This is a genomic window from Escherichia fergusonii ATCC 35469 (genome assembly GCF_000026225.1).
Taxonomy (GTDB): Bacteria; Pseudomonadota; Gammaproteobacteria; order Enterobacterales; family Enterobacteriaceae; genus Escherichia; species Escherichia fergusonii.
Map to the genome: position 1 here is coordinate 1,835,257 of NC_011740.1, position 24,727 is coordinate 1,859,983.

General features: G+C 47.2%; 19 protein-coding genes and 2 pseudogenes. 12 read left to right on the top strand and 9 right to left on the bottom strand.

Annotation, left to right across the window (positions count from 1 at the left end):
• Positions 1 to 84 precede the first annotated feature (84 nt).
• From ymgF to EFER_RS08980, 3 genes are all read right to left on the bottom strand, one after another.
• Entirely contained in the window at positions 85 to 330 is a 246-nt protein-coding gene (gene ymgF, locus EFER_RS08970; protein ID WP_001038935.1) for a cell division-associated protein YmgF, read from the bottom strand.
• Between the two features lie 185 nt (positions 331 to 515).
• Complete coding sequence (locus EFER_RS08975) at positions 516 to 3,254, bottom strand: autotransporter outer membrane beta-barrel domain-containing protein (RefSeq protein ID WP_015953455.1); 2,739 nt, start codon at positions 3,252 to 3,254, stop codon at positions 516 to 518.
• A gap of 387 nt (positions 3,255 to 3,641) precedes the next feature.
• A complete protein-coding gene (locus EFER_RS08980) occupies positions 3,642 to 4,943 on the bottom strand; it encodes a M20 metallopeptidase family protein (RefSeq protein WP_000773432.1) in 1,302 nt (433 codons plus the stop codon).
• Positions 4,944 to 5,310: 367 nt separating this feature from the next.
• Between EFER_RS08980 and pliG the strand changes: the two genes are divergently transcribed.
• Entirely contained in the window at positions 5,311 to 5,712 is a 402-nt protein-coding gene (pliG, locus tag EFER_RS08985) for a g-type lysoyme inhibitor PliG (RefSeq protein ID WP_000693754.1), read from the top strand.
• Between the two features lie 95 nt (positions 5,713 to 5,807).
• Here the strand turns inward: pliG and EFER_RS08990 are convergent, their stop codons facing one another.
• Complete coding sequence (locus EFER_RS08990) at positions 5,808 to 6,524, bottom strand: YebC/PmpR family DNA-binding transcriptional regulator (protein WP_000532934.1); 717 nt, start codon at positions 6,522 to 6,524, stop codon at positions 5,808 to 5,810.
• 625 nt (positions 6,525 to 7,149) lie between these two features.
• Positions 7,150 to 7,293, bottom strand: a pseudogene (locus tag EFER_RS24570) (RusA family crossover junction endodeoxyribonuclease); the annotation flags it as partial.
• A 382-nt stretch (positions 7,294 to 7,675) separates the two neighbouring features.
• On the opposite strand from EFER_RS24570, the gene EFER_RS09000 reads away from it, so the two are divergent.
• Together EFER_RS09000 and EFER_RS09005 are read left to right on the top strand one after the other, a co-directional pair.
• A complete protein-coding gene (locus tag EFER_RS09000; protein ID WP_001005012.1) occupies positions 7,676 to 10,945 on the top strand; it encodes an inverse autotransporter beta domain-containing protein in 3,270 nt (1,089 codons plus the stop codon).
• Positions 10,946 to 11,183: 238 nt separating this feature from the next.
• Positions 11,184 to 11,780, top strand: a complete 597-nt coding sequence (locus EFER_RS09005) for a glutathione S-transferase family protein (RefSeq protein ID WP_024256458.1) — start codon at positions 11,184 to 11,186, stop codon at positions 11,778 to 11,780.
• Positions 11,781 to 12,117: 337 nt separating this feature from the next.
• On the opposite strand, the gene EFER_RS09010 is transcribed toward EFER_RS09005, so the two are convergent.
• The gene (locus EFER_RS09010) at positions 12,118 to 12,909 is read right to left on the bottom strand and encodes a PhzF family phenazine biosynthesis protein (protein ID WP_024256460.1); all 792 of its coding nucleotides are present in this window, start codon (positions 12,907 to 12,909) and stop codon (positions 12,118 to 12,120) included.
• Between the two features lie 92 nt (positions 12,910 to 13,001).
• On the opposite strand from EFER_RS09010, the pseudogene EFER_RS09015 reads away from it, so the two are divergent.
• Positions 13,002 to 13,598, top strand: a pseudogene (locus tag EFER_RS09015) (tyrosine-type recombinase/integrase); the annotation flags it as partial.
• A gap of 113 nt (positions 13,599 to 13,711) precedes the next feature.
• On the opposite strand, the gene icd reads toward EFER_RS09015, so the two are convergent.
• Positions 13,712 to 14,962 (bottom strand): NADP-dependent isocitrate dehydrogenase, encoded by a 1,251-nt coding sequence (gene icd / locus EFER_RS09020; RefSeq protein WP_000444487.1) that lies wholly within the window; start codon positions 14,960 to 14,962, stop codon positions 13,712 to 13,714.
• A gap of 171 nt (positions 14,963 to 15,133) precedes the next feature.
• Here icd and rluE point away from each other — a divergent pair, with 171 nt between their 5' ends.
• From rluE to EFER_RS09060, 8 genes are all read left to right on the top strand, one after another.
• Complete coding sequence (gene rluE / locus EFER_RS09025) at positions 15,134 to 15,787, top strand: 23S rRNA pseudouridine(2457) synthase RluE (protein ID WP_001248684.1); 654 nt, start codon at positions 15,134 to 15,136, stop codon at positions 15,785 to 15,787.
• A gap of 9 nt (positions 15,788 to 15,796) precedes the next feature.
• Complete coding sequence (gene nudJ, locus EFER_RS09030) at positions 15,797 to 16,258, top strand: phosphatase NudJ (RefSeq protein WP_000476093.1); 462 nt, start codon at positions 15,797 to 15,799, stop codon at positions 16,256 to 16,258.
• Positions 16,259 to 16,311: 53 nt separating this feature from the next.
• Positions 16,312 to 17,418 carry a tRNA 2-thiouridine(34) synthase MnmA gene (gene mnmA, locus EFER_RS09035; protein ID WP_001353282.1) on the top strand — a complete coding sequence of 369 codons (1,107 nt, stop codon included), beginning with the start codon at positions 16,312 to 16,314 and terminating at the stop codon, positions 17,416 to 17,418.
• Positions 17,419 to 17,453: 35 nt separating this feature from the next.
• Complete coding sequence (gene hflD, locus EFER_RS09040) at positions 17,454 to 18,095, top strand: high frequency lysogenization protein HflD (RefSeq protein WP_001297479.1); 642 nt, start codon at positions 17,454 to 17,456, stop codon at positions 18,093 to 18,095.
• Positions 18,096 to 18,098: 3 nt separating this feature from the next.
• Positions 18,099 to 19,469: an adenylosuccinate lyase gene (gene purB, locus EFER_RS09045; RefSeq protein ID WP_000423737.1), complete on the top strand. Its 1,371-nt coding sequence runs from the start codon at positions 18,099 to 18,101 to the stop codon at positions 19,467 to 19,469.
• A 165-nt stretch (positions 19,470 to 19,634) separates the two neighbouring features.
• Complete coding sequence (phoP, locus tag EFER_RS09050; RefSeq protein ID WP_001265485.1) at positions 19,635 to 20,306, top strand: two-component system response regulator PhoP; 672 nt, start codon at positions 19,635 to 19,637, stop codon at positions 20,304 to 20,306.
• Complete coding sequence (gene phoQ / locus EFER_RS09055) at positions 20,306 to 21,766, top strand: two-component system sensor histidine kinase PhoQ (protein WP_000735365.1); 1,461 nt, start codon at positions 20,306 to 20,308, stop codon at positions 21,764 to 21,766. The genes phoP and phoQ overlap by 1 nt, the downstream gene beginning before the upstream one ends.
• Positions 21,767 to 21,855: 89 nt before the next feature.
• Entirely contained in the window at positions 21,856 to 22,977 is a 1,122-nt protein-coding gene (locus EFER_RS09060; protein WP_002431504.1) for a ribosomal protein uL16 3-hydroxylase, read from the top strand.
• 48 nt (positions 22,978 to 23,025) lie between these two features.
• On the opposite strand, the gene EFER_RS09065 is transcribed toward EFER_RS09060, so the two are convergent.
• Entirely contained in the window at positions 23,026 to 23,880 is an 855-nt protein-coding gene (locus tag EFER_RS09065; protein WP_001170128.1) for an aldo/keto reductase, read from the bottom strand.
• An 89-nt stretch (positions 23,881 to 23,969) separates the two neighbouring features.
• Positions 23,970 to 24,716: a scaffolding protein MipA gene (mipA, locus tag EFER_RS09070; RefSeq protein WP_000163785.1), complete on the bottom strand. Its 747-nt coding sequence runs from the start codon at positions 24,714 to 24,716 to the stop codon at positions 23,970 to 23,972.
• Between the last annotated feature and the right edge of the window lie 11 nt (positions 24,717 to 24,727).

Sequence of the window (24,727 nt, forward strand, 5' to 3'; positions counted from 1 at the left end):
GGGCGCCTGGGAAGGCATTATGATTGACCCGGTCAATAGAAAATATGACACAGGACAGAAAAGTATGATCATTTTATAAAAACGTCATACCCTTCTGTCTGGTGTTTTCATCGACACTCTGTAGTCTTTGTGCGCTAATTTCATACGCAGCCGGTTAATAAGGTTAATTAAGAACCACATCACTGCGTTAATGAAATTGACCACAACCAGGAAATTGGCAAACCATGAGCCATGGGCGCCAAATAAAATCACCAGAAAGGTGAGGATAATAAAGAATGCCGAGATAATGGCGTAAAGTCTGACAATGTCTAACGGTTTGTTTTTGTTCATATTACTGCAATTCACAACCCTATCTTAAAGCTTGTTAATATTCTAGCAAGCAAATGTAAGAAGAATACAGACGGGAAATGTTACTGAATCTCTGAAATGATTCAGTATTGATTTATATTCGTTGAATATTTGATCAGCGACTTGTGCCGTGGTGTATTTTTCACCACGGCACAACCTTCTACAGGTTAGAATTTATATTTGAAACCAAGCATAACGGCGGTGTCATTATAACCATTGTCACCGAGCTGCACGCCGACGTTACCCCAGACACTGGCGGAAGGACTCAGATTACCGTTAACACCGAGTTTAATCTCACCCAGGTTTTTCGCCCCTTCCTGCTCAACTTTCACGCCATTCATGGAAACGGCGAAATCTTTGCTGTTATGGATCCAGTTCATCTCAACAAAAGGTTCGAAGTCATCACCATGCGGACCACTGTTTTTATCCTGCGTGCGGATAAAGGTGCGAAATCCCAATCGGGTCTGAAAGTTGTTGCTCGCTTCGTTTTCGACACGAGTACCATTGGCTTCAGTATGGGCGTTATGATCAACATCCATCCAGATAGCCTGAGCCTGGGGTTGGAAGATCCATTCATATTTCGCGTTTTCTAAACCTGAGTGTTTATTCAGGGAAAAACCGTATCCTGCTTCTATAGATGCGGTTGCCCCTTTCGAACTGTAACTTTCGTAGGCCAGCTCATCGCCTTTCACACTGTTTTTAAACCAACTGTACTGCGCCCAGGTGTCGAGGTAAGCCCCTTTTTTGCTGACCTCATCAGCAAACCATGTGGCGTACAGACCGGCACTGTAACCTCTAACGCTACCCTTTGAACGGTAACCGGAAATCGAGGAATGAGTTGAGTTATAGTCACGGGCATAGCCTCCCATCACACCAAAGCGCCAGCTATCTTTTTCGCAGAATGTACCGGTTAACAGATCCGCGCCAAGCTGTGTTACATAGCGATGTGAAGTGGTTTTCAATTGTCCACTACTATCACGCCATGCGTTATGCCCACCGATCTGGCGTAGCCATAATCTGCTTGTGCGTTCCTGTTCTCTGGCAGGATCGATATAACGCGTTTCACCTGCTCGATCATTCAGGCGCATCAAAAACAGATTGTTTGCCGCTGCCAGGTTGGCAACATAACTTCCCCCTTCCGGGCGCAAAACAGGAATGCTGTTTCCGGCTGGGTTGATGTTGTTACCGGAATCAGTGTCCGGGAGAACACTGTCGTCATTACCTTCGTCGGGATTTGGTATAGGATCACCACTGTCCGGCGGAGTAACATCTTCATCGTCGGAATCCGGTGGAGTAATGTCCTCATCGCCGGTATCTGGCGGAGTATCATCATCTGAGTCTGGCGGAGTTACATCATCATCACCTGATGGGGCGTCATCAATCAGGAAGTTTGTCAGATACCAGTTTTTATTGATTTTGTTTAACTCATATTCGTAAGCTCCGGCGGTGATCCTGCCAACCTGATTAAATACACCACTGGAATCACCGCCGACTGTGATCAGCTCAATACCATTGATTGTTGCTTCACCTGTACCGCCGGCATTTGTGACATAAACATTCGTTGAACCAGATGTATTTCCTTTGACCTCTAGTTTATCTGTTGGCGAATCATCTCCATTTAATACCGTTCGAAAATAGAGCGAACCATTATCACCATGATAGTCACCATTAACTATTAACTCACGACCTTTATCAAAGGTTTGACTCTCGTAGTTTGACAGATAGATTTTACTCTCAGAGTTTGTCAGATTGGTTACTGTAGAGGAATCTGACATATACCATCGAGTACCTGCAGAAAGTGAAAGATCAGTTTTAATCTCTGATGCCGTCTCATTATTTATTAACGCCGCACCATAGAGGGTCGAATCAGAAGCCTTAACTACCAGTTCACTTTCAGTGTTATTGATTAAAACATTATTAGCTGATGACAATATACTCTGATTTCCTATCTCAATCGAAGCTAAAGAATTATTAACTTCTATAACTTCTGAGGAACTGTTAAGCTGTGTATTTGACAGTGTGACATCAGCAGAATTTATATTTCCTGAGAATGACAACCCTGTTCCTTTATCTGTGGTTGCGATGACATTTGTTAAAGTCAACGTGCCACCATTATGGATTTTGGCAATGCTTGCGCTTTCTCCTTCCGTAGATATCAGGCTATTTTCAAACGTTATACTCCCCTGCCTGATAGCAATTGCATGACTTTCTTCACCATGAGTGGCAAGCATTACATCATCTAACTGGATAAAAGATTTTTCCCTGTTAGCATATGCACCATAGCTTCTATCTCCTGTGGTCTGTATTACCCCCCCTGTCATTTTTAAGTCTGCACGGCTAACAATTTCATGATCATTCTGCTCATCCTTAACATCATCCACTTCATCAACACAGGTTCGATTATCGCCAGGATTGGAGCAAGCCAAAACGCCTGACGCATTTTTTCCTTTTGTAATAATGATATTCAAGCCATTTGCTTTGATTATAGTGTTTTGATCAGCGACATCAGAGTTATCGAAATCTTTATCATTAACCTGGCTTAATAGTCCTGCTGAATAATCGCCTGATGTATATACAATATTAACCCCATCCATAGTGGTTGTTGCACCATACTCACTAACGACAGCGCTGGAGGTAATCCCATTTTCTCCTTGCCCCCCAGATGTTACTATTAATGAGTTCTCTATAGTTGCCTCAACTCCAACATCACTAACAGAAACCCCATAACTTGAATTACTATTAGTATAGACTATGGAATTTGACACCTTCTTATTGACGGTATCTGAATTTATTATCACTGCATGCTGATTATCATCTGAAGGCGTTATCACAATATCAGCATATGCACTATTCACAGCCAGAGCGATTAATCCCAGGCTAAACCCTGGTAATTTATTTTGTTTCATAGATTAGCCATCCATTCATTGGATAAAAACATTCCTGATTACGTAACCTATAAGCCCAGACTACCAAAACTGACTGTAAAGGCAAAAACAAAAAAACAAGAAATCTAAATACATTAATATACGTAAGAAATAATAATATAATCAGTAACACTTAATAATTTTTATTTCTTCTGACACTGTACATAACTGAATAACAGAGTTATGGATTATACTGAAATAAACAAACTTTACACACACTAATCATTTCACCATGAAACCATTATGCCAACATATTAAATATATTGTAATAACTATACTGTTGAAATATAAATCTCTGAGAGCTCTGAAAAGTAACCTGCCGAATTTCTCGGCAGGTATTACTGTATTTTAATGTAGTGTCAACAGATGTTACTCAAGCTCCGACGTTGCTGCTACCAGATGAGCCATCACCCCCGTGCGCATGGTGGTTTCATCTACGTTAAATTTATCACTGTGATTATTTTGTACATCAGACGTTCCGGCAGCATCAGCACCGAGAAACATAAACATACCCGGTGCTTTTTGGGCATAAAAACTGAAGTCTTCAGATGCGCCAGGATTCCAGTTGTTGATCTCAGCATCAATGCCCTGTTTTTGCAGCAACGGAACCATCGTCTCGACCAACTGCGGATTATTCATTGTCACTGGATATATTTTCACAATTTGCGTTATAGCTTTCGCTCCGGCCGCGTCCGCAATACCTTCGGCAACCTGAGGAATGCGCGTTAACAAGGTTTGACGAATATCGGCATTATTACTGCGAATTGTACCAACCATCTCCGCTTTCCCGCTCATCACATTTGCGGTTTCACCTGCGGTCAATTTGCCCACAGTGATTACGCCCATTCCCGAGGATAAATCAGCATTACGGCTGACAATCTGTTGTAACGCGACAACAATGTTTGCAGCTGTAAGCGTGGCATCACTTCCGGCCCACGGCATCGCACCATGAGACTGTTTACCTTCAACCTTAATAATGAAATCATCGACACTATTCAACGCCGGTCCTTGCGCAATCCACATTTTCCCTGCAGGTAGCCTTGCCATAACGTGAATACCAAACACGCGCTTAATGGCATATTTTTCCATTAAGCCATCCTGCACAAGAGCATTGGCCCCGCTTACAGGAAGATTCTCATCAAAAAGATCATGGATACTGTCGCCCTCTTCCGCTGGCTGGAAAATTAACACTACCCGGTTATTAAACTTGTCTTTGTTCTGTTGCAATATTTTTGCTGCAGAAAGCAACATTGCCATATGCACGTCGTGACCACACATATGTGATACCGGCACTTCTTGCCCCATAAATTGCCCGGTACTCTGACTCGCAAATGACAAACCGGTGTTTTCTTTAATCGGCAAAGCGTCAAGCTCACTACGCAGAGCAACTGTGTTCTTTTTATCAGGGTTAATGATGCCAATCACAGCGGTAGGTGCATTTTTCCAACCGGTTACGACCTCTATACCTTGTTGTTTAAGGTAATTAACCACTTTTTGTTGGGTATTTATTTCCTGATTACCCAACTCTGGATGCCGGTGTATATCTCTGCGCAACTGAACAGTTTCGGCGTAGTTTTTATTGATGCCCTCTTCCATCCATGTTGTTGATGCAAACGATAATCCCGTACAGAATAATAACGAGGTAAACAGTGTGGCTTTATTAAGTTTCACATAATCTCCAGATGGTTATTTTATTGTGCAATTGAGATTTGCGTAAAACCTGAAAATAGTCAATAAAAATCAAATTATTAAACACGACATGCAAATATCAACATTGATGATTATTAACTTTTTAATGACTTTATGACATATTTTAATAACGTATGAATTTAGTTGATTCAAGAGTTGTTAAAAGAAATTACCCGCGTTGTTTGCGATAAGCTTAGAGAGCGTAAACTCATCTGTAAGGTTGCTGAGATGATGGCTGGCTATTTGTTTGTTGAGAGAAGAATTTAGTTACTAAGAAATGAAACACATCCACCACAACTTATTATATTATAATAATTCATCGTTATAACCCTGACAAAGGAGAACACACATGAAAATCAAGGGCATTAGCAAAGCCGCTTTTCTTTTTGCACTGTTGACCTCAACGGGCTTTGCTTCAGGTAAGGATGTCAATGTCGAGTTCAGGAAAGGTCATAGCAGCGCCCAGTACTCAGGCGAAATAAAAGGATACGATTACGACACATATAACTTTTATGCCCATAAAGGTCAGAAAGTACACGTCAGTATTTCTAATGAGGGGGCTGATATTATCCTCTTCGGGTCAGGCATCAGCGACTCAGTTGATCTCTCAAGATATTCCACTGAACTTGATAACAATGGTCAATACACCCTTCCCGCAACGGGAAAATATGAACTGAGAGTGCTTCAAACACGTAATGATGCCCGTAAAGATAAAACTAAAAAATACAATATAAACATACAGATCAAATAAATCGAAACTGACGGGGACAGCCCCGTCATTATTTCTGCTAACTTTAATCAAAGATTCAGAAATCTGCCATAAAGACAGACTTCTTTAATTTATAATTAGAGATTTGCAACGTTATGATATACTTTTTGAACATCATCATCATCTTCAAGGGCATCAACAAGCCCTTCAAAGATTTCTAAATCTTCTGGTGAAAGTTCAACTTCTGATTGAGCAATCATTTCTAATTCTGTTGTTGAGAATTTAGTAATACCCGCTGCTTTTAGAGCTGCAATGCCTTTGTGAAGGTCTGTAGGTTCGGTATAAATAACGATGTTTCCTTCTTCTTCGGTCACATCACGAACATCAACTTCAGCATCAAGTAAAATTTCAAAAATATGGTCAGGATCTGTTCCTTCAAATACAATCATGCCAGTATTGTCAAACATATAACTGACAGAACCTGCCGCACCAATGTTCCCGCCTTTTTTATTGAAAATTGTGCGAACATTTGCAATCGTACGATTAACATTTGAAGTCAACGTTTCAGCGATAATCATTGAGCCATTTGGTCCAAAGCCTTCATAACGTCCTTGTACGAACGTTTCATCGCTACCACCTTTGGCTTTATCAATAGCTTTATCAATAACGTGTTTTGGGACTTGTGCCTGCTTCGCACGTTCAATAACGAATTTTAAAGATGTGTTTAATTCTGGGTCCGGTTCACCTTGTTTGGCAGCAGCATAGATTTCCACACCGAATTTTGCATATACTTTAGACGTTGCACCGTCTTTAGCCGTTTTTTTAGCAACAATATTGGCCCATTTACGTCCCACTGGAATAATCTCCTCGGAAATTTATTTACATTACTAACAGATTGATAACCTGCATTTTTTCAGCATATTATATCACAACATAAAAATTTTCGTCTATGAGAATTAAATATAAGTTAAATGTAAAGCGGCACTTTAATTTTTCATTAATTAATAATATTACCCGATTATTTTTCTGATTTGATTTTTGCTATTTATTCTTAATAATTGAAACGCTGTAATAATATCTAAGACAATAATAATGTGATAATCCCTACTAACCATCTGGAAAGCGTTTTAAAAACAGTTTTATTCTTAATCAACTGATATTTAATGATAAGTATCATTAAATTGTCCTTTTATTAGTTGAAATCATATTTTTACAACCATCTGATTTAATTGATATTTCCATTCATTTTTAGGGGGTTATACTATCATTTATATCAAAATAACGTTTCTTTTCACCAGCGATTAAGAAGAACTTTTAATGATTACGGTTGAGCAAGTAAAAATGAATTATCCAGGAGCAGATGCCTGGCAAACAGGTGACAGCCCGGAACTGGCTAGCAAGCTTGCAAATCTGATCAAAAAAGGGATCAAAAAGGCCACCTGCGGATCTTTTGCTTCTTATCTACACATCATTCGGTCAGAAACCGGCTTTGGTGAGTGCGTCGAAAGCAGCCTTTTGCAGATTGACCAGATCACGGCGACGGCGATCTGGCATATGGCACTCGATGCGGATTTTCACTGGCATAGCCCGGTCGATATCCAGCATTGAGTCTTTGGTAATTCGGAGGAGGCCAGTAAGCAGTATCGTCAAATCCACAGTAACGCCTTAACGGGCTGATTCTGTCATCTGCCTCCCATAATACAGGGGGATACGGTGTTTACCGGATTTTCAGCAGGCATAACGCCCGGCAGACTGGGATCCTCTTTCCTCTGATACGATGAGCCTGCTATGCATGGTACTTCCGGCAACCCGCCTCCCGGCCGACACATTTTTTTCCCGGCAGCACCTCTGCCCTGCCCTTACCCCTGCTGTCTGACCGTTTTTTATTGCCCCGTTTTTCTGCGCCGACTGCCGGACGCTCTTCCTGTGCCCCTTGTTAAGGGCAGAGGAAGACCGTCTGCCGGTGGCTGCGGGATATCAGAACAGATGACATGGAGAATGTTTTATGAATGAAAACACGTTTCGCCACAGACCGCTGACACGGGCGGTGGCTTTTTTGTGTATCGCCACCCAGGTGGCCTTTCCGGTGGCGGCGACAGCCACCGGGACTTTCCGGGTGACAGCACCGGTGGCAGACACCACCACCGCAGCGACTGCGGATGAGGATGCCCGGCTGGCCGGACTCGCCTCACAGGCCGGCAGTATGCTCACCAGCGGAGTCAGTGGCGACCAGGCGGCTGACATGGCCCGGGGTTATGCCACCGGCGCGGCACAGGCGGCCTTTCAGGAATGGCTGAGCCAGTGGGGGACTGCCCGGGTGACACTGAGCGCTGATGAGCACTTCACCCTCAAAGGCTCGGCCCTTGATTTGCTGCTGCCCTGGTACGACACCCCGGAAAATATCATCTTCACCCAGCACAGCATTCACCGCACTGATGACCGCAACCAGCTCAACACCGGCACCGGCTGGCGTCACTTTATGCCGGATTACATGACCGGGGTGAACCTGTTTTTCGACCACGACCTGACCCGTTACCACAGCCGGATGGGCCTCGGGGGTGAATACTGGCGCGATAACCTGAAGCTCGGGGCTAACGGTTACCTGCGTCTCACCGGCTGGCGGGATGCACCAGAGCTGGATTACGACTATGAAGCCCGTCCGGCGAACGGCTGGGATGTGCGGGCGGAAGGATATTTACCCGCGTACCCGCAGCTGGGGGCGAAGCTGATGTATGAACAGTACTACGGGGATGAGGTGGCGCTGTTTGGTCGTGACCACCGGCAGAAAGACCCGCATGCCTTCACCGCCGGGGTGAGTTACACCCCGGTGCCGCTGGTCTCCCTGAGTGCGGAGCAGCGTCAGGGCAAGGGGGGTGAGAACGACACCCGTTTTGGCCTGAACCTGAGCTACACGCCGGGGGTGAGCCTGGCCCGCCAGCTTGACCCGGACGCGGTGGCATACCGCCGCAGCCTCTCCGGCAGCCGCCATGACCTGGTGGAGCGTAACAACAACATTGTGCTGGAGTACCGCAAGAAGGAGCTGGTGAAGCTGCAGCTTAACGACCCGGTGACCGGTAAAGGCGGCGAGCAGAAACCTCTGGTGGCCTCGCTGCAGAGTAAGTATGCCCTGAAGACATTGCAGACCGATGCGGCAACATTAACGGCAGCCGGAGGTGTTATCAGTACCGCGGACAACCAAGTGACAGTGACCCTGCCGGCGTACCGTTACACAGCCACCCCGGACACCGATAACACCTACCGGGTGGCGGTGACGGCGGAGGATGTGAAAGGCAACCGCAGTAACCGGGAAGAGAGTACCGTGGTGGTGCAGGCGCCACAACTGAGCGCAGAGGACTCGGAAGTGACCAGTGACAAACCCATACTGAAGCCGGACGGGGTGGACACGGCACACCTGACCTTCCTCGCCCGGGACACGGACGGTAAGGCGGTCAGTGGTTTGAAGGTGACTGCCGGATTCACGGCGCCGGAGGGACTGAATTTCAGCCTGAGTGAGTTCTTCACGGAGACGAAAACCCCCGGTGAATACACCGCCGGGCTGAAAGGCAGCATGAAGGGGACGGTGAGCGTGATGCCCCTGGTGGACGGTAAACCTGCGACTAAAGCACCGGTCACAGTGACGCTCAGTGATGTTGTGCCAGTGGCAAAGTATTCAACAATAACCCTGTCATCAGCCGCCACCAGGGCAGACCAGGCCGGACAGAATTTCCACGCAGGGGAGCAGGTATTCGTGACGGTAATGCTGAAAGATACGCTGCAGCATCCTGTGAGTGACCAGAAAGCCCTGCTGCAGGGAGAAGTGGTGACTGTGGAAGGGATGTCATCAAAAGACGGTGCGGAGTGGCAGGAAGAGGAAGATGGTACTTACAAGATGCTTTATGTCGCGCAGGGAGCGAAGGAAGGTCACAGAGCGACGCTGAAGCTTACCGACGGAAACAAAACCACTGCCCCGTATACCATCCATCCAGGTGACGTTAATATCGATAAATCGACACTTGGCAGCGACAAGGAAGAGATTGCTGCAGATGGTCAGGAGGAAGCGATAATCACCTACAACGCGCAGGACAGCTATGGTAATGCGATAGACAACCTGGATGTAAAAGCAGCGATTGATATGCCTGTGGGAATGACTATAGCCCTGCAGGATTTCGTGAAAGGTGCGGAAAAAGGAGTCTATACAGCAACCCTGAAAGGGACATCGCAGGGTGAGGTGAGTATCATGCCGCAGGTTGGCGGAGAGAATGCGGCGCGTGACGCGGTGAAGGTGACGCTGAGCAGGACATTCGATGAGACAAAATCATCTTTTACTACCAATTACAGTGAGTACGAAGACGAAGAACCTATAATTCTGAAACTGTCACTGAAAGATAAGGATGGAAAGCCGATCAGTGGGATGGCAGGAAGCCTGAATAAAGATGCCCTGTTGTCTGTTGAACATGCCTTGCAGAAAAATAGCTGGACAGAAACCGGGGAAGCCGGTGAATACACAATAGAATATATAGCTGATAGTGTGGGCAATGGACTGATGGCATCACTAAAACTTATGTCATGGAAGAACGAGAAAACAGCCACATATAATATCACTGCGCAACCGAGAAACATGGATGGCTCTATAATTGTTGGAGGGGTGGGTTTTGCTAGTTCTCAAACGCCAAGGTTCCCAACCACAGGTTTCAGAGGGGCAACCTTTACAATAACTGGCAATAATTTCATTGTAGGTGTTAATAATTATAATCTACGAGTCACGTGTGGTGACAAAACAAAAGATTGTGATTGGGTCACAGTAAATAAACAGAGCGATTCTGCTATTGTTAAATTTATTTCAAATCCTACCTCCGGGTCTAAAGTTAGAATAACCGCAATCCCCACAGTCGAAGGAGCGTTAACACTTATGTACGAATTTCAAATTAGGAAATGGTTTAAACCGGACAGTAACTCTATTGGGAATCCTGTCGGACTCGTTGACTCCTGTATAACAGCCAACGGAAAAGTGCCAGAGAAATCTGAACTGAATAATGAAGCAAATATACCTAAGGTTGGGACGTTATGGGCAGAGTGGGGAAAAACATTAGTAAGCGAAGGTTTGGTTAGCCATCCAACCATATGGACCCCCAGTGCTCAAGCAGCGAGTGGCTGGGCGCTTCTTAGTATCGAAAACAATGTATTCCCTGGCATACAAGAAGGTAAGTTTAATGAGTTTGATGGCGAACTTACAAGTGCCAATATTTATGGTCGCGTGTGTGTTTTTGAACTTTAGAGGTAATAGTAAGTAGCTGAGGATAAAATGTAGGACTGAGGAACAGTACTTGTTACTCAGCCCTACGTATATAGTTGTACATATAGCACTTCAGTTAACTTGTACCCACTCAGACTCGAACTGACAGTATACGTAGCCAGAACTATCAACTCTGACAGTTCGCTTTGAGTCATGTATAGACTTTTTGACATCAACTAATCGTTTCTTTATACAAGTTGGTAAATAAAGGAGTATTGAAATAAAGATTTATACTTACCCTAAAAGTAGATCTCTCAGAGTACTTTGGGCACTTGAAGAAATTGGAATATCTTACGATACCGTAAGAGTTGATCTTTTTAATCCAGATTCTAAAGTGAAATCACCACACCCTTTTGGGAAAGTTCCTTTTTTGATAGACGAAGAAGTTTCAATAAGTGAGACTTTAGCCATATGTACCTACCTGTGTGAAAAACATCAAAATGTCACTCTTTACCCCGCAAACTTGGTTGAAAAAGCCTCTGTTAATTCCTGGTTAAGCTTCACCCTCACCGATTTAGAAGCTCCGGTATGGGGGTTGCTCAAACACATCACATTCACTCCAGAAAATCAACGCTCCACAAACTTAATGAATTATCTTAGAGAAGAAGCAGCCAAGGTTATCAACCAAATTCACTTCAACACGGCTCATACTTGGATCGCGGGAAATAATTTTACTCTAGCTGACATTTTTCTCTCACACACGTTGCAATGGGCAAAACTGTGCGGATTAGACGTTAACACAGAAACTAACTGCTATATAGTTAGAACCCAGAGCCGACCAACTTTCGTGAAAGCTTGTGAAAAGAATAATCTTTAATAAAGTTTGTAACATTATGGTATTTAAGCACAGTTGTATTCCCAAATTCCGTTCCTGGCACAGAGGGGACAAACTGTAGTAATTTACTGAATTTGCCCACCTGAACAGAGGTGATATGCGACCTCAGAACAATCCAGGTGCACAAATGAAAAGAAGAAATTTTAGTCCTGAATTCAAACGCAAATCCGCTCAACTATTACATTGGATCATTAACTTTTAGGACAATAAAAGTTGAAAAGCAACATCCGCTCCTGACACGGAGCGAACTGCCAGCCCCACCATCAGGTCTGCCATGATCAAACAGCAGACCTGACTTTCGAACAACATCCCGTATGTTCTAGCGCAACAGTATTTTACCCGCCAGGTACGTTGTTGCCTGCCCGCCGATGTGGACACGTTCCCCGACTTGCTGGCAGCGTAAATCCCCGCCGCGCTCGGCGCCCTGATACGCCATCATTTGTGTCTTATTAAGTTTTTCCGCCCAGTACGGAATGAGCATACTGTGCGCTGAACCTGTGACGGGGTCTTCCACTACGGCTTCACCCGGACAGAAGAAACGGCTGACAAAATCGTATTCCCCTTCCCCCGGAGCGGTGATACAAACCATTTTTCCCAGAGGCAGCATGGCATTAATATTCGGTCGTACTGCTTCAACCTGCTGTTGATTCTCCAGCACCACCATGTAATCACGCGCCACGCGCACTTCTATGTATTCTGTAATACCTAACGCTTCCAGCAGTAATGACGGTGGTGTGACGGGTTCAGTTTTCCAGGCAGGAAAATCAAGCGTCAGCCATTCACCGTTGCGTGTCACCGTCAATGGACCAACAAACCGGGTATCAAACTGGATAGTCTCGCCCGGATGGTTCAGATGTTCAAAGATGACGTGAGCAGCGGCCAATGTTGCATGTCCGCACAGATTGATTTCCGCCTGAGTGGTGAACCAGCGCAGCTCAAAACCTTTTTCAGTCGGGACAAAATAAGCGGTTTCTGATTGGTTATGCTGTTTAGACATTTTCAGTAATGTCTCATCGGGCAACCATTCTGTGAGAGGACAAACAGCTGCGGCATTACCTTCAAATGTGGAAGTAGCAAAAGCATCTACCATGTAAAAATCGATTTGTCGCATTACAAAAACCTCTGGATCGCCACCGGAATAGCCCATACCTTACCATGTGTTAACAACGTATTTTTTGAATTCTTTCAACGTCCGCAGAGAACGCGACAAAACAACCGCGAAATCGAGTAAACCGCCAAAGATTATCACTGCCCGAATGGCAGGCAATATTTGACAGCGTAAGCAGACGGCAGCCCTATTTAAAATGCGGGATGCTACTTGCTCTTGTTACTGGACAACGTTTAGGCGATATCTGCAATTTGAAATTCTCTGATATCTGGGACGACATGTTGCACATTACTCAGGAAAAAACCGGTTCAAAACTTGCTATTCCGCTTAACCTGAAATGCGATGCTCTGAATATTACCCTTCGTGAAGTTATATCTCAGTGCAGGGATGCTGTTGTTAGTAAATATCTGGTCCATTACCGTCACACTACCTCTCAAGCAAACAGAGGAGACCAGGTTTCTGCAAATACTCTGACAACGGCTTTTAAAAAGGCCAGGGAAAAATGTGGCATAAAATGGGAGCAAGGAACTGCGCCCACATTTCATGAGCAGCGATCTCTGTCAGAACGGTTATATCGGGAACAGGGTCTGGATACGCAAAAGTTACCAGGTCATAAATCCAGAGAAATGACCGACCGATACAATGATGATCGTGGTAAAGACTGGGTTATCGTAGATATCAAAACAGCATAGAAAATAGCCAGTTTTGGGGAAGGGTTTTGGGGAAAGTTTGGGGGAAAATTTTACATCATCATAAAACAACGGGCGTGTTATACGCCCGTTTCAATATTTAACACATGTAGAGATTACATGTTCTTGATGATCGCATCACCAAATTCTGAACATTTCAGCAACTTAGCGCCTTCCATCAGGCGTTCGAAATCATAGGTTACGGTCTTCGCATTGATTGCGCCTTCCATACCTTTAACAATCAGGTCAGCTGCTTCAGTCCAACCCATATGGCGCAGCATCATCTCAGCGGAGAGGATGATAGAGCCTGGGTTAACTTTGTCCTGACCAGCATACTTCGGCGCAGTACCGTGGGTGGCTTCAAACAGCGCGCATTCGTCACCGATGTTTGCGCCTGGGGCGATACCGATACCGCCAACCTGCGCTGCCAGAGCATCAGAAATGTAGTCACCGTTGAGGTTCATACAGGCGATAACGTCGTATTCAGCCGGACGCAGCAGGATCTGTTGCAGGAATGCGTCAGCAATCACGTCTTTAATGACGATCTCTTTGCCGGTGTTCGGGTTTTTGACTTTCAGCCACGGGCCGCCGTCGATCAGTTCACCGCCAAACTCTTCACGCGCCAGTTGGTAGCCCCAGTCTTTAAACGCGCCTTCGGTGAACTTCATGATGTTGCCTTTGTGCACCAGGGTCACAGAGTCACGATCGTTAGCAATTGCGTATTCGATCGCGGCACGAACCAGACGTTTGGTGCCTTCTTCAGAACACGGCTTAATACCAATACCGCAATGTTCCGGGAAGCGAATTTTCTTCACGCCCATCTCTTCACGCAGGAATTTAATTACTTTCTCGGCGTCGGCAGAGTCTGCTTTCCATTCGATACCCGCATAAATGTCTTCCGAGTTTTCACGGAAGATAACCATATCGGTCAGTTCAGGGTGTTTAACCGGGCTTGGGGTGCCCTGATAGTAACGTACCGGACGCAGGCAGATGTAGAGATCCAGTTCCTGGCGCAGGGCAACGTTGAGAGAACGAATACCGCCACCAACCGGAGTGGTCAGCGGGCCTTTAATGGCAACGCGATATTCACGAATCAGATCAAGGGTTTCAGCAGGCAGCCAGACATCCTGACCATAAACCTGTGTGGATTTTTCACCGGTGTAAATTTCCATCCAGGAGATTTTACGCTCGCCTTTATAGGCTTTCTCGACTGCAGCGTCGACCACTTTCAGCATGGCTGGGGTTACATCTACACCGATTCCATCACCTTCAATGTAAGGGATAATCGGATTTTCAGGAACGTTGAGTTTGCCGTTTTGCAGGGTGATCTTCTTGCCTTGTGCCGGAACAACTACTTTACTTTCCATTCACCTCTCCTTCGAGCGCTACTGGTTTGCTCGTCTGCCACCACGTTGCATATGCGTTTGCGTCCTGCGATACGGATGCGTTAGAGCAATTTTTTGTTAATGATTTGTAATTGGCTTGTCAATACTACCCTATTGTTTGCCGTCATGAAAGATGCGCGTTATTAGGCTATAATGCGGCAATTCATAATCTCTGAAAATACCATGCAAAAAACTTCTTTTAGAAATCACCAGGTTAAGCGATTCAGCTCGCAACGTTCTACCAGGCGAAAACCTGAAAACCAGCCCACGCGTGTGATCCTGTTCAATAAACCCTACGATGTTCTTCCGCAGTTCACCGATGAAGCCGGACGCAAAACATTAAAAGAATTCATCCCGATTCAGGGGGTGTATGCGGCAGGTCGTCTCGACCGCGACAGCGAAGGGTTACTGGTGCTGACCAATAACGGCGCTTTGCAGGCGCGTTTAACCCAGCCGGGTAAACGTACCGGGAAAATCTATTATGTACAGGTAGAAGGTATTCCCACGGAAGACGCCCTTGAAGCGTTGCGCAATGGCGTAACCTTAAATGATGGCCCTACCCTGCCCGCAGGTGCGGAGATGGTTGAGGAGCCGGAATGGTTATGGCCCCGTAATCCGCCAATTCGTGAACGAAAAAGTATTCCCACCAGCTGGCTTAAGATCACCTTATATGAAGGACGTAATCGCCAGGTGCGCCGCATGACCGCCCATGTTGGTTTCCCCACGCTGCGACTGATTCGCTATGCGATGGGTGATTACTCTTTGGATAATCTTGCCAATGGCGAATGGCGAGACGTGACAGATTAAGGATGCAAAATGTTTAAACCGCACGTTACCGTTGCTTGCGTGGTGCACGCAGAAGGCAAATTTTTAGTCGTTGAAGAGACGATTAATGGTAAAGCGTTATGGAACCAACCTGCCGGGCACCTGGAAGCCGATGAAACCTTAGTGGAAGCCGCCGCCCGTGAGCTGTGGGAAGAAACTGGCATTAGCGCGCAGCCGCAACACTTTATTCGTATGCATCAGTGGATTGCGCCTGATAAAACGCCGTTTTTGCGTTTCCTGTTTGCCATTGAGCTTGAGCAAATATGCCCGACGCAGCCTCATGACAGCGATATCGACTGCTGCCGTTGGGTCAGCGCCGAAGAAATTTTACAGGCCTCAAATCTTCGTTCGCCGCTGGTGGCGGAAAGTATTCGTTGTTATCAAAGTGGGCAACGCTATCCACTGGAGATGATTGGCGATTTTAACTGGCCTTTTACAAAGGGTGTCATCTAAAAGGCTGCGTGATAGAATACGCCGCCTTGAAGTTCAATGTCGTGAGTGATCCAATGTCTGAAACCGCAAAAAAAGTAATCGTCGGCATGTCCGGCGGTGTCGATTCCTCCGTTTCTGCCTGGCTGTTGCAACAACAGGGATATCAGGTCGAAGGCCTGTTTATGAAGAACTGGGAAGAAGACGACGGTGAGGAATATTGCACGGCGGCAGCGGATCTGGCTGATGCCCAGGCTGTCTGCGACAAGCTCGGCATTGAACTGCACACCGTCAACTTTGCTGCCGAGTACTGGGACAACGTCTTTGAACTGTTCCTTGCCGAATATAAAGCCGGTCGCACGCCGAACCCCGATATTCTGTGCAACAAAGAGATCAAATTTAAAGCCTTCCTCGAATTTGCCGCCGAAGATTTAGGTGCCGATTATATCGCTACCGGCCATTACGTACGTCGGGCAGATGTCGATGGCAAGAGCCGCCTGCTGCGTGGTCTGGACAGCAATAAAGACCAGAGCTACTTCCTTTATACGCTCAGCCATGAGCAGATTGCGCAAAGCCTGTTCCCGGTCGGCGAACTGGAAAAACCGCAGGTGCGTAAGATTGCTGAAGATCTCGGTCTGGTCACCGCGAAGAAAAAAGATTCTACCGGTATCTGTTTTATCGGCGAGCGTAAATTCCGCGAGTTCCTGGGCCGTTATCTCCCGGCGCAACCGGGCAAAATCATTACCGTCGATGGCGATGAAATCGGCGAGCACCAGGGGCTGATGTATCACACACTCGGTCAGCGTAAAGGTCTGGGTATCGGTGGCACCAAAGAAGGCACCGAAGAACCGTGGTATGTGGTCGATAAAGACGTCGAAAACAACATTCTGATTGTTGCGCAGGGCCATGAACACCCGCGTCTGATGTCTGTCGGTCTGATTGCCCAGCAGCTGCACTGGGTCGATCGCGAACCCTTCACCGGCACTATGCGTTGCACGGTAAAAACCCGCTATCGCCAGACAGACATCCCTTGCACCGTCAAGGCGCTGGACGATGATCGCATTGAAGTGATTTTTGATGAGCCGGTTGCCGCCGTGACGCCGGGACAGTCTGCCGTCTTCTATAACGGTGAAGTGTGCCTCGGTGGCGGTATTATTGAGCAGCGTCTGCCGCTGCCGGTCTGATTATTTTCTTTACTTAAAACAAGGAAGCAGTGAACGTGGCAAAGAATTACTATGACATCACCCTCGCCCTGGCCGGAATTTGTCAGTCGGCACGCCTGGTGCAACAACTCGCTCACCAGGGGCATTGTGATGCCGATGCGCTACACGTCTCACTCAACAGTATTATCGATATGAACCCCAGCTCCACGCTGGCGGTTTTTGGCGGCAGCGAAGCTAACCTGCGCGTCGGGCTGGAGACCTTGCTCGGCGTGCTCAATGCCAGCAGTCGCCAGGGCTTAAACGCGGAGTTAACCCGCTACACACTCAGCCTGATGGTGCTTGAGCGCAAACTCTCCTCAGCGAAAGGTGCGCTCGACACTCTGGGCAACCGCATCAACGGCCTGCAACGTCAGCTCGAACACTTCGATCTACAGTCCGAAACGCTGATGAGCGCGATGGCCGCTATTTATGTTGATGTGATTAGCCCGCTAGGCCCGCGCATTCAGGTCACCGGATCTCCTGCTGTACTGCAAAGCCCACAGGTGCAGGCGAAAGTCCGCGCCACCCTGCTGGCAGGCATTCGCGCCGCCGTGCTCTGGCACCAGGTCGGCGGCGGACGTCTGCAACTGATGTTTTCTCGTAATCGCCTGACCACTCAGGCAAAACAAATTCTTGCTCATTTAACCCCGGAGTTGTGATCTATGGAATTATCCTCACTGACCGCCGTTTCCCCTGTCGATGGACGCTACGGCGATAAAGTCAGCGCGCTGCGCGGGATTTTCAGCGAATATGGTTTGCTGAAATTCCGTGTACAAGTTGAAGTACGTTGGCTGCAAAAACTGGCCGCGCACGCAGCGATCAAGGAAGTTCCTGCTTTTGCTGCCGACGCAATCGGTTACCTTGATGCAATTGTCGCCAGTTTCAGCGAAGAGGATGCAGCACGCATCAAAACCATCGAGCGTACAACTAACCACGACGTTAAAGCGGTTGAGTATTTCCTGAAAGAAAAAGTGGCGGATATCCCGGAACTGCACGCAGTTTCTGAATTCATCCACTTTGCCTGTACTTCGGAAGATATCAATAACCTCTCCCACGCGTTGATGCTGAAAACCGCGCGTGATGAAGTGATCCTGCCATACTGGCGTCAACTGATTGATGGCATTAAAGATCTCGCCGTTCAGTATCGCGATATCCCGCTTCTGTCCCGTACCCACGGTCAGCCAGCCACGCCGTCAACCATCGGTAAAGAGATGGCAAACGTTGCCTACCGCATGGAACGTCAGTACCGCCAGCTTAATCAGGTGGAGATCCTCGGCAAAATCAACGGCGCTGTCGGCAACTATAATGCCCACATCGCGGCTTACCCGGAAGTTGACTGGCATCAGTTCAGCGAAGAGTTCGTCACCTCGCTGGGTATTCAGTGGAACCCGTACACTACCCAGATCGAACCGCACGACTACATTGCCGAACTGTTTGATTGCGTTGCGCGCTTCAACACTATTCTGATCGACTTTGACCGTGACGTCTGGGGTTATATCGCCCTTAACCACTTCAAACAGAAAACCATTGCTGGTGAGATTGGTTCTTCTACCATGCCGCATAAAGTTAACCCGATCGACTTCGAAAACTCCGAAGGTAATCTGGGGCTTTCCAACGCGGTATTGCAGCACCTGGCAAGCAAACTGCCGGTTTCCCGCTGGCAGCGTGACCTGACCGACTCTACCGTGCTGCGTAACCTCGGCGTGGGTATCGGTTATGCGCTGATTGCGTATCAATCCACCCTGAAAGGCGTGAGCAAACTGGAAGTGAACCGTGACCATCTGCTGGATGAGCTGGATCACAACTGGGAAGTGCTGGCTGAGCCAATCCAGACAGTTATGCGTCGCTATGGCATCGAAAAACCGTACGAGAAGTTGAAAGAGCTGACTCGCGGTAAGCGCGTTGACGCCGAAGGCATGAAGCAATTTATCGACGGTCTGGCGTTGCCGGAAGAAGAAAAAGCACGCCTGAAAGCGATGACGCCGGCTAACTATATTGGTCGCGCCATCACCATGGTTGATGAACTGAAATAAGCCTTAAATCAGTGCCGGATGGCGATGCTGTCCGGCCTGCTTATTAAAAATCCATTTTTTATTTTTTCACTTTACCTCCCTTCCCGCTGGTTTATTGAATGTTTACCCCCACAAACACATAATCGCGTTACACTAATTTCATAATTAAGACAGGGAGAAATAAAAATGCGTGTGTTGGTTGTCGAAGATAATCCATTGTTGCGTCATCACCTGAAAGTACAGCTTCAGGATGCCGGACATCAGGTCGACGATGCGGAGGATGCTAAAGAGGCTGATTATTTCCTTAATGAGCATGAACCAGATATCGCAATTATCGATCTTGGTCTTCCCGATGAAGATGGTCTTTCATTGATTCGTCGCTGGCGTAGTAATGATATTTCACTGCCTGTTCTGGTATTAACCGCCCGTGAAGGCTGGCAGGATAAAGTGGAAGTGTTGAGTGCCGGGGCAGATGATTACGTCACCAAACCGTTTCATATTGAAGAGGTGATTGCCCGTATGCAGGCATTACTGCGCCGTAATAGTGGTCTTGCCTCTCAGGTAATCTCCTTGCCACCATTCCAGGTTGATCTCTCCCGCCGGGAATTATCAATCAATAATGAGATCATTAAACTTACCGCTTTTGAATACACCATTATGGAAACGTTGATTCGTAATAATGGCAAAGTGGTGAGTAAAGACTCATTAATGTTGCAACTCTACCCGGATGCAGAATTACGTGAAAGCCACACTATTGATGTATTAATGGGGCGACTACGTAAAAAAATTCAGGCCCAGTATCCGGATGAGGTCATTACCACTGTGCGTGGTCAGGGATATTTATTCGAACTTCACTGATGAAAAAACTATTGCGTCATATTTTTCCCCTGTCGTTACGGCTGCGTTTTTTGCTGGCAACGGCAGCGGTTGTTCTGGTGCTTTCACTGGCTTATGGCATGGTGGCACTTATTGGCTATAGCGTCAGTTTCGATAAAACGACCTTCCGCCTGTTGCGCGGTGAAAGTAATCTTTTCTATACGCTTGCCAAATGGGACGACAACCAGTTGCATGTTGAGTTGCCGGAGAATATTGACCGGCAAAGTCCAACGATGTCGATCATTTATGATGAAAATGGCAAATTGCTTTGGGCGCAACGCAATGTACCGTGGTTAATTAAACAGATTCGACCGGAGTGGTTAAAAACAAACGGTTTTCATGAAATCGAAACGGATGTTAATTCCACCAGCAGTTTACTGACTAAAGATCACAGCGTTCAGGAGCAGCTTAATGAAGTACGGGAAGATGATAGTGACGCCGAAATGACGCATTCGGTGGCGGTAAATGTGTATCCGGCAACCGCGCAAATGCCGCAGTTGACGATTGTGGTGGTGGACACTGTTCCCGTAGAACTTAAACGTTCTTATATGGTGTGGAGCTGGTTTGTCTATGTGTTGATAGCAAACCTGTTACTGGTAATTCCTCTTCTTTGGGTCGCCGCATGGTGGAGTTTGCGTCCAATTGAAGCGCTGGCCCGTGAGGTGCATGAACTGGAAGAGCATCACCGCGAAATGCTCAATCCCGATACCACCCGTGAGCTCACCAGTCTGGTGCGCAATCTTAACCGCCTGTTAAAAAGCGAACGTGAACGTTATGACAAATACCGCACCACGCTCACAGACCTTACCCATAGCCTGAAAACGCCTCTCGCTGTTTTACAAAGCACCTTGCGCTCTCTGCGTAACGGAAAAATGACCGTCAATGATGCTGAACCCATAATGCTGGAACAAATCAGCCGTATTTCGCAGCAAATTGGTTATTATTTACACCGAGCGAATATGCGCGGCGGCGGATTACTCAGCCGGGAGCTACATCCTGTCGCGCCGCTGTTGGATAATCTCATTTGTGCATTAAATAAGGTTTATCAGCGTAAAGGGGTGACAATAACTGTCGATATTTCCCCAGAAATCAGTTTTGTGGGCGAGAAAAATGATTTTGTCGAAGTCATGGGAAATGTGCTCGATAACGCCTGCAAATATTGTCTTGAGTTTGTTGAGATTTCCGCCCGCCTGACTGATGATGCGTTGCATATCATTGTGGAAGATGATGGCCCTGGTATCCCACCTGAGAAACGAGAAATGGTGTTTGATCGCGGGCAACGAGTCGATACCCTTCGTCCTGGTCAGGGGGTTGGACTGGCTGTGGCACGCGAGATCACCGAACAGTATGATGGGCAAATCATAGCCGGAGAAAGCCTACCTGGCGGTGCCAGAATGGAGGTCATTTTTGGACGTCAGCAAGCAGGTCAGAAAAATGATTAACCTGCATGTAATAAATATGAGCAGATTGCCCTAATAAGGTTAAGCATCCGTTATAATCGCTGACAGATATCAGTCTGTGGATGCTCATTATGGAATACCAATTAACCCTCAACTGGCCCGATTTTCTGCAACATCACTGGCAAAAGCGCCCGGTGGTGATAAAACGCGGCTTTAATAACTTCATCGATCCTATCTCCCCGGACGAACTGGCTGGGCTGGCGATGGAAAGTGAAGTCGATAGCCGTCTTGTAAATAATCTCGATGGCAAATGGCAAGTCAGTCACGGTCCTTTTGAAAGCTATGATCATTTGGGTGAAACCAACTGGTCACTGCTGGTACAAGCCGTCAACCACTGGCATGAGCCTACAGCCGCGCTGATGCGGCCCTTCCGCGAGCTACCGGACTGGCGTATTGACGATCTCATGATCTCCTTTTCGGTGCCTGGCGGCGGTGTTGGCCCCCATCTCGATCAATATGATGTGTTTATCATTCAGGGCACGGGGCGTCGTCGTTGGCGTGTTGGCGAAAAACTGCCGATGAAGCAACATTGCCCACACCCTGACCTGCTGCAGGTGGAACCATTCGAAGCGATTATTGATGAAGAACTGGAACCAGGCGATATCCTGTACATTCCACCAGGATTTCCGCATGAAGGCTATGCGCTGGAAAACGCCATGAACTACTCTGTTGGTTTTCGTGCGCCAAATACCCGTGAGCTAATTAGCGGTTTTGCTGATTATGTACTGCAACGTGATCTTGGCGGTAATTACTACAGTGATCCTGATCTGCCTTCCCGTAGCCACCCTGCCGATATCCTGCCTCAGGAGATGGATAAACTGCGCGGAATGATGCTTGATCTCATCAATCAGCCGGAGCATTTCTCCCAGTGGTTTGGTGAGTTTATTTCTCAGTCACGTCATGAGTTGGATGTTGCACCGCCGGAACCGCCTTACCAACCCGATGAGATTTACGATGCGCTTTCCCAGGGCGAGTCATTAGTCCGTCTTGGTGGTCTGCGGGTATTACGTATTGGCGATGATGTCTTTGCCAATGGCGAGAAAATTGACACTCCACATCGCCAGGCACTGGATGCTCTGGCCAGTCATATTGTCCTGACAGCCGATAACTTCGGCGATGCGCTGGAAGATCCCTCTTTCCTTGCTATGCTGGCAGCACTGGTAAATAGCGGTTACTGGTTCTTCGAAGGGTAAAAAAATGCCTGAGCATCTTTACTGGGCTCAGGCATATCTTATCTCCAGTCACACCATATCCAGTGCCGTTTTGCCTTGCGGTGCTGGAAAAGCTTTATCTAATAACGTTAATTCTTCACTGGAAAGTGTCAAATCCAGTGCCGCAGCATTCTGTTTAACGTGGTCTACCGTTGCCGCTTTCGGAATAGCCATCACGCCCTGGTGGCTGATCACCCATGCCAGTAAAATTTGCGCCGCCGTGGCGCTATGCCTGTGGGCAATATCAATAACCACGGGGTGATTAAACAAGCCATTTCGTAGCCGTCCGGCTTGTGCTAATGGACTGTACGCCATTACTGGCATATGTTGCTGCTGGCACCATGGAAGGAGATCATATTCGATCCCGCGTGAACCGAGATGATAAAGCACCTGGTTAGTGGCGCATTGCTTACCCCCTGTGGTCTGCCACAACGCCTGCATATCAGCATAATCGAGATTAGAAACACCCCAACGACAGATTTTCCCTTGCGCGATAAGCGTTTCCATTGCATCCACAGTTTCTTCAAATGTGAAACTGCCTGACCAGTGCAGCAAATAAAGATCAAGATATTCGGTATTCAGACGATGCAGACTATTTTCACAAGCTGCAATGGCTTTTTTGCCACCCGCATTCCACGGATAAACTTTAGAAACGAGGAATACGTTATCACGCAGACCCGTCAGCGCTTCGCCAACCACCTTTTCGGCACCGCCGTCAGCATACATTTCTGCGGTATCAATCAGCGTTAACCCCAGCTCAATGCCCGCACGCAGTGCAGCGACTTCCTCTTTGCGCTTGCCTGCATCCTCGCCCATATACCAGGTTCCCTGACCCATTGCTGGCAAAGATGCTCCACCACTAAAAAGAATCGATTTCTTTTGCATCACATCCTCCTTGTTTATGCACCACCGTAATGCAAAACAGGGCATGACGCCCTGTTTTTATGCATAAAATGCGCTTTGGAGGAGCACAATCAGAATTTGTACGTGATCCCGGCAGAAATCAGACCAGTCCAGGATTTATCCACCATCGGGCTGTCGGTGACTTCGTCAGACAGGCGAGTGTAACGTGCTGAACCGTAAACGCTCCAGTCACCAGTGAAATTGTAGTTGGCGCTCAGTTCGAGGTACGGGCTCCAGCTATCGTTCGGGTTATAGCCGCGCAGACCACTGCGGGCAGACTCTTTGCGCGAAACACCGTAGTAGTATTCGTTCTGGTTTTCGCTGTTCCACTGAACACCGATACCCGGCGTCAGGGTCAGGCCACCGTTGGTGTAACGATAAAGCCAGGCAAGATCCCAGACCAGTCCATTGCTGTTATCCAGAGTGTCACCGGCAATGGTAGTACGCAGGTAACCATACTGGGTGAAGTGGGCATAAGAGAGACCTGCCATCATGGTGCTCTTACGATCTTCCAGACGACGCATTTGGTGATCACCACTGTCTTTCGCTTTGAAATAGAGCGGAGACCAGTAAGCAGTTACCGAGAGTTTATCCGTCGCGTCATTCCACAGGTAGTAACCACCACCTAAACCACGAAACCAGAAGTTATCGCCTTCGTAGTTAATGACCGGAACCGGGTACACGTCAGTGTCATAATCTTTATATGGGTGCTCAACCACACCTACCCCAGCGCCCAGAGAGAAGTTGCTTTCAGCCTGCGCCACACCAGCGGACGTTGCGATCAGCACACCAAGTGCCAGAAGTTTGAGTTTGGTCACAATCTATTATT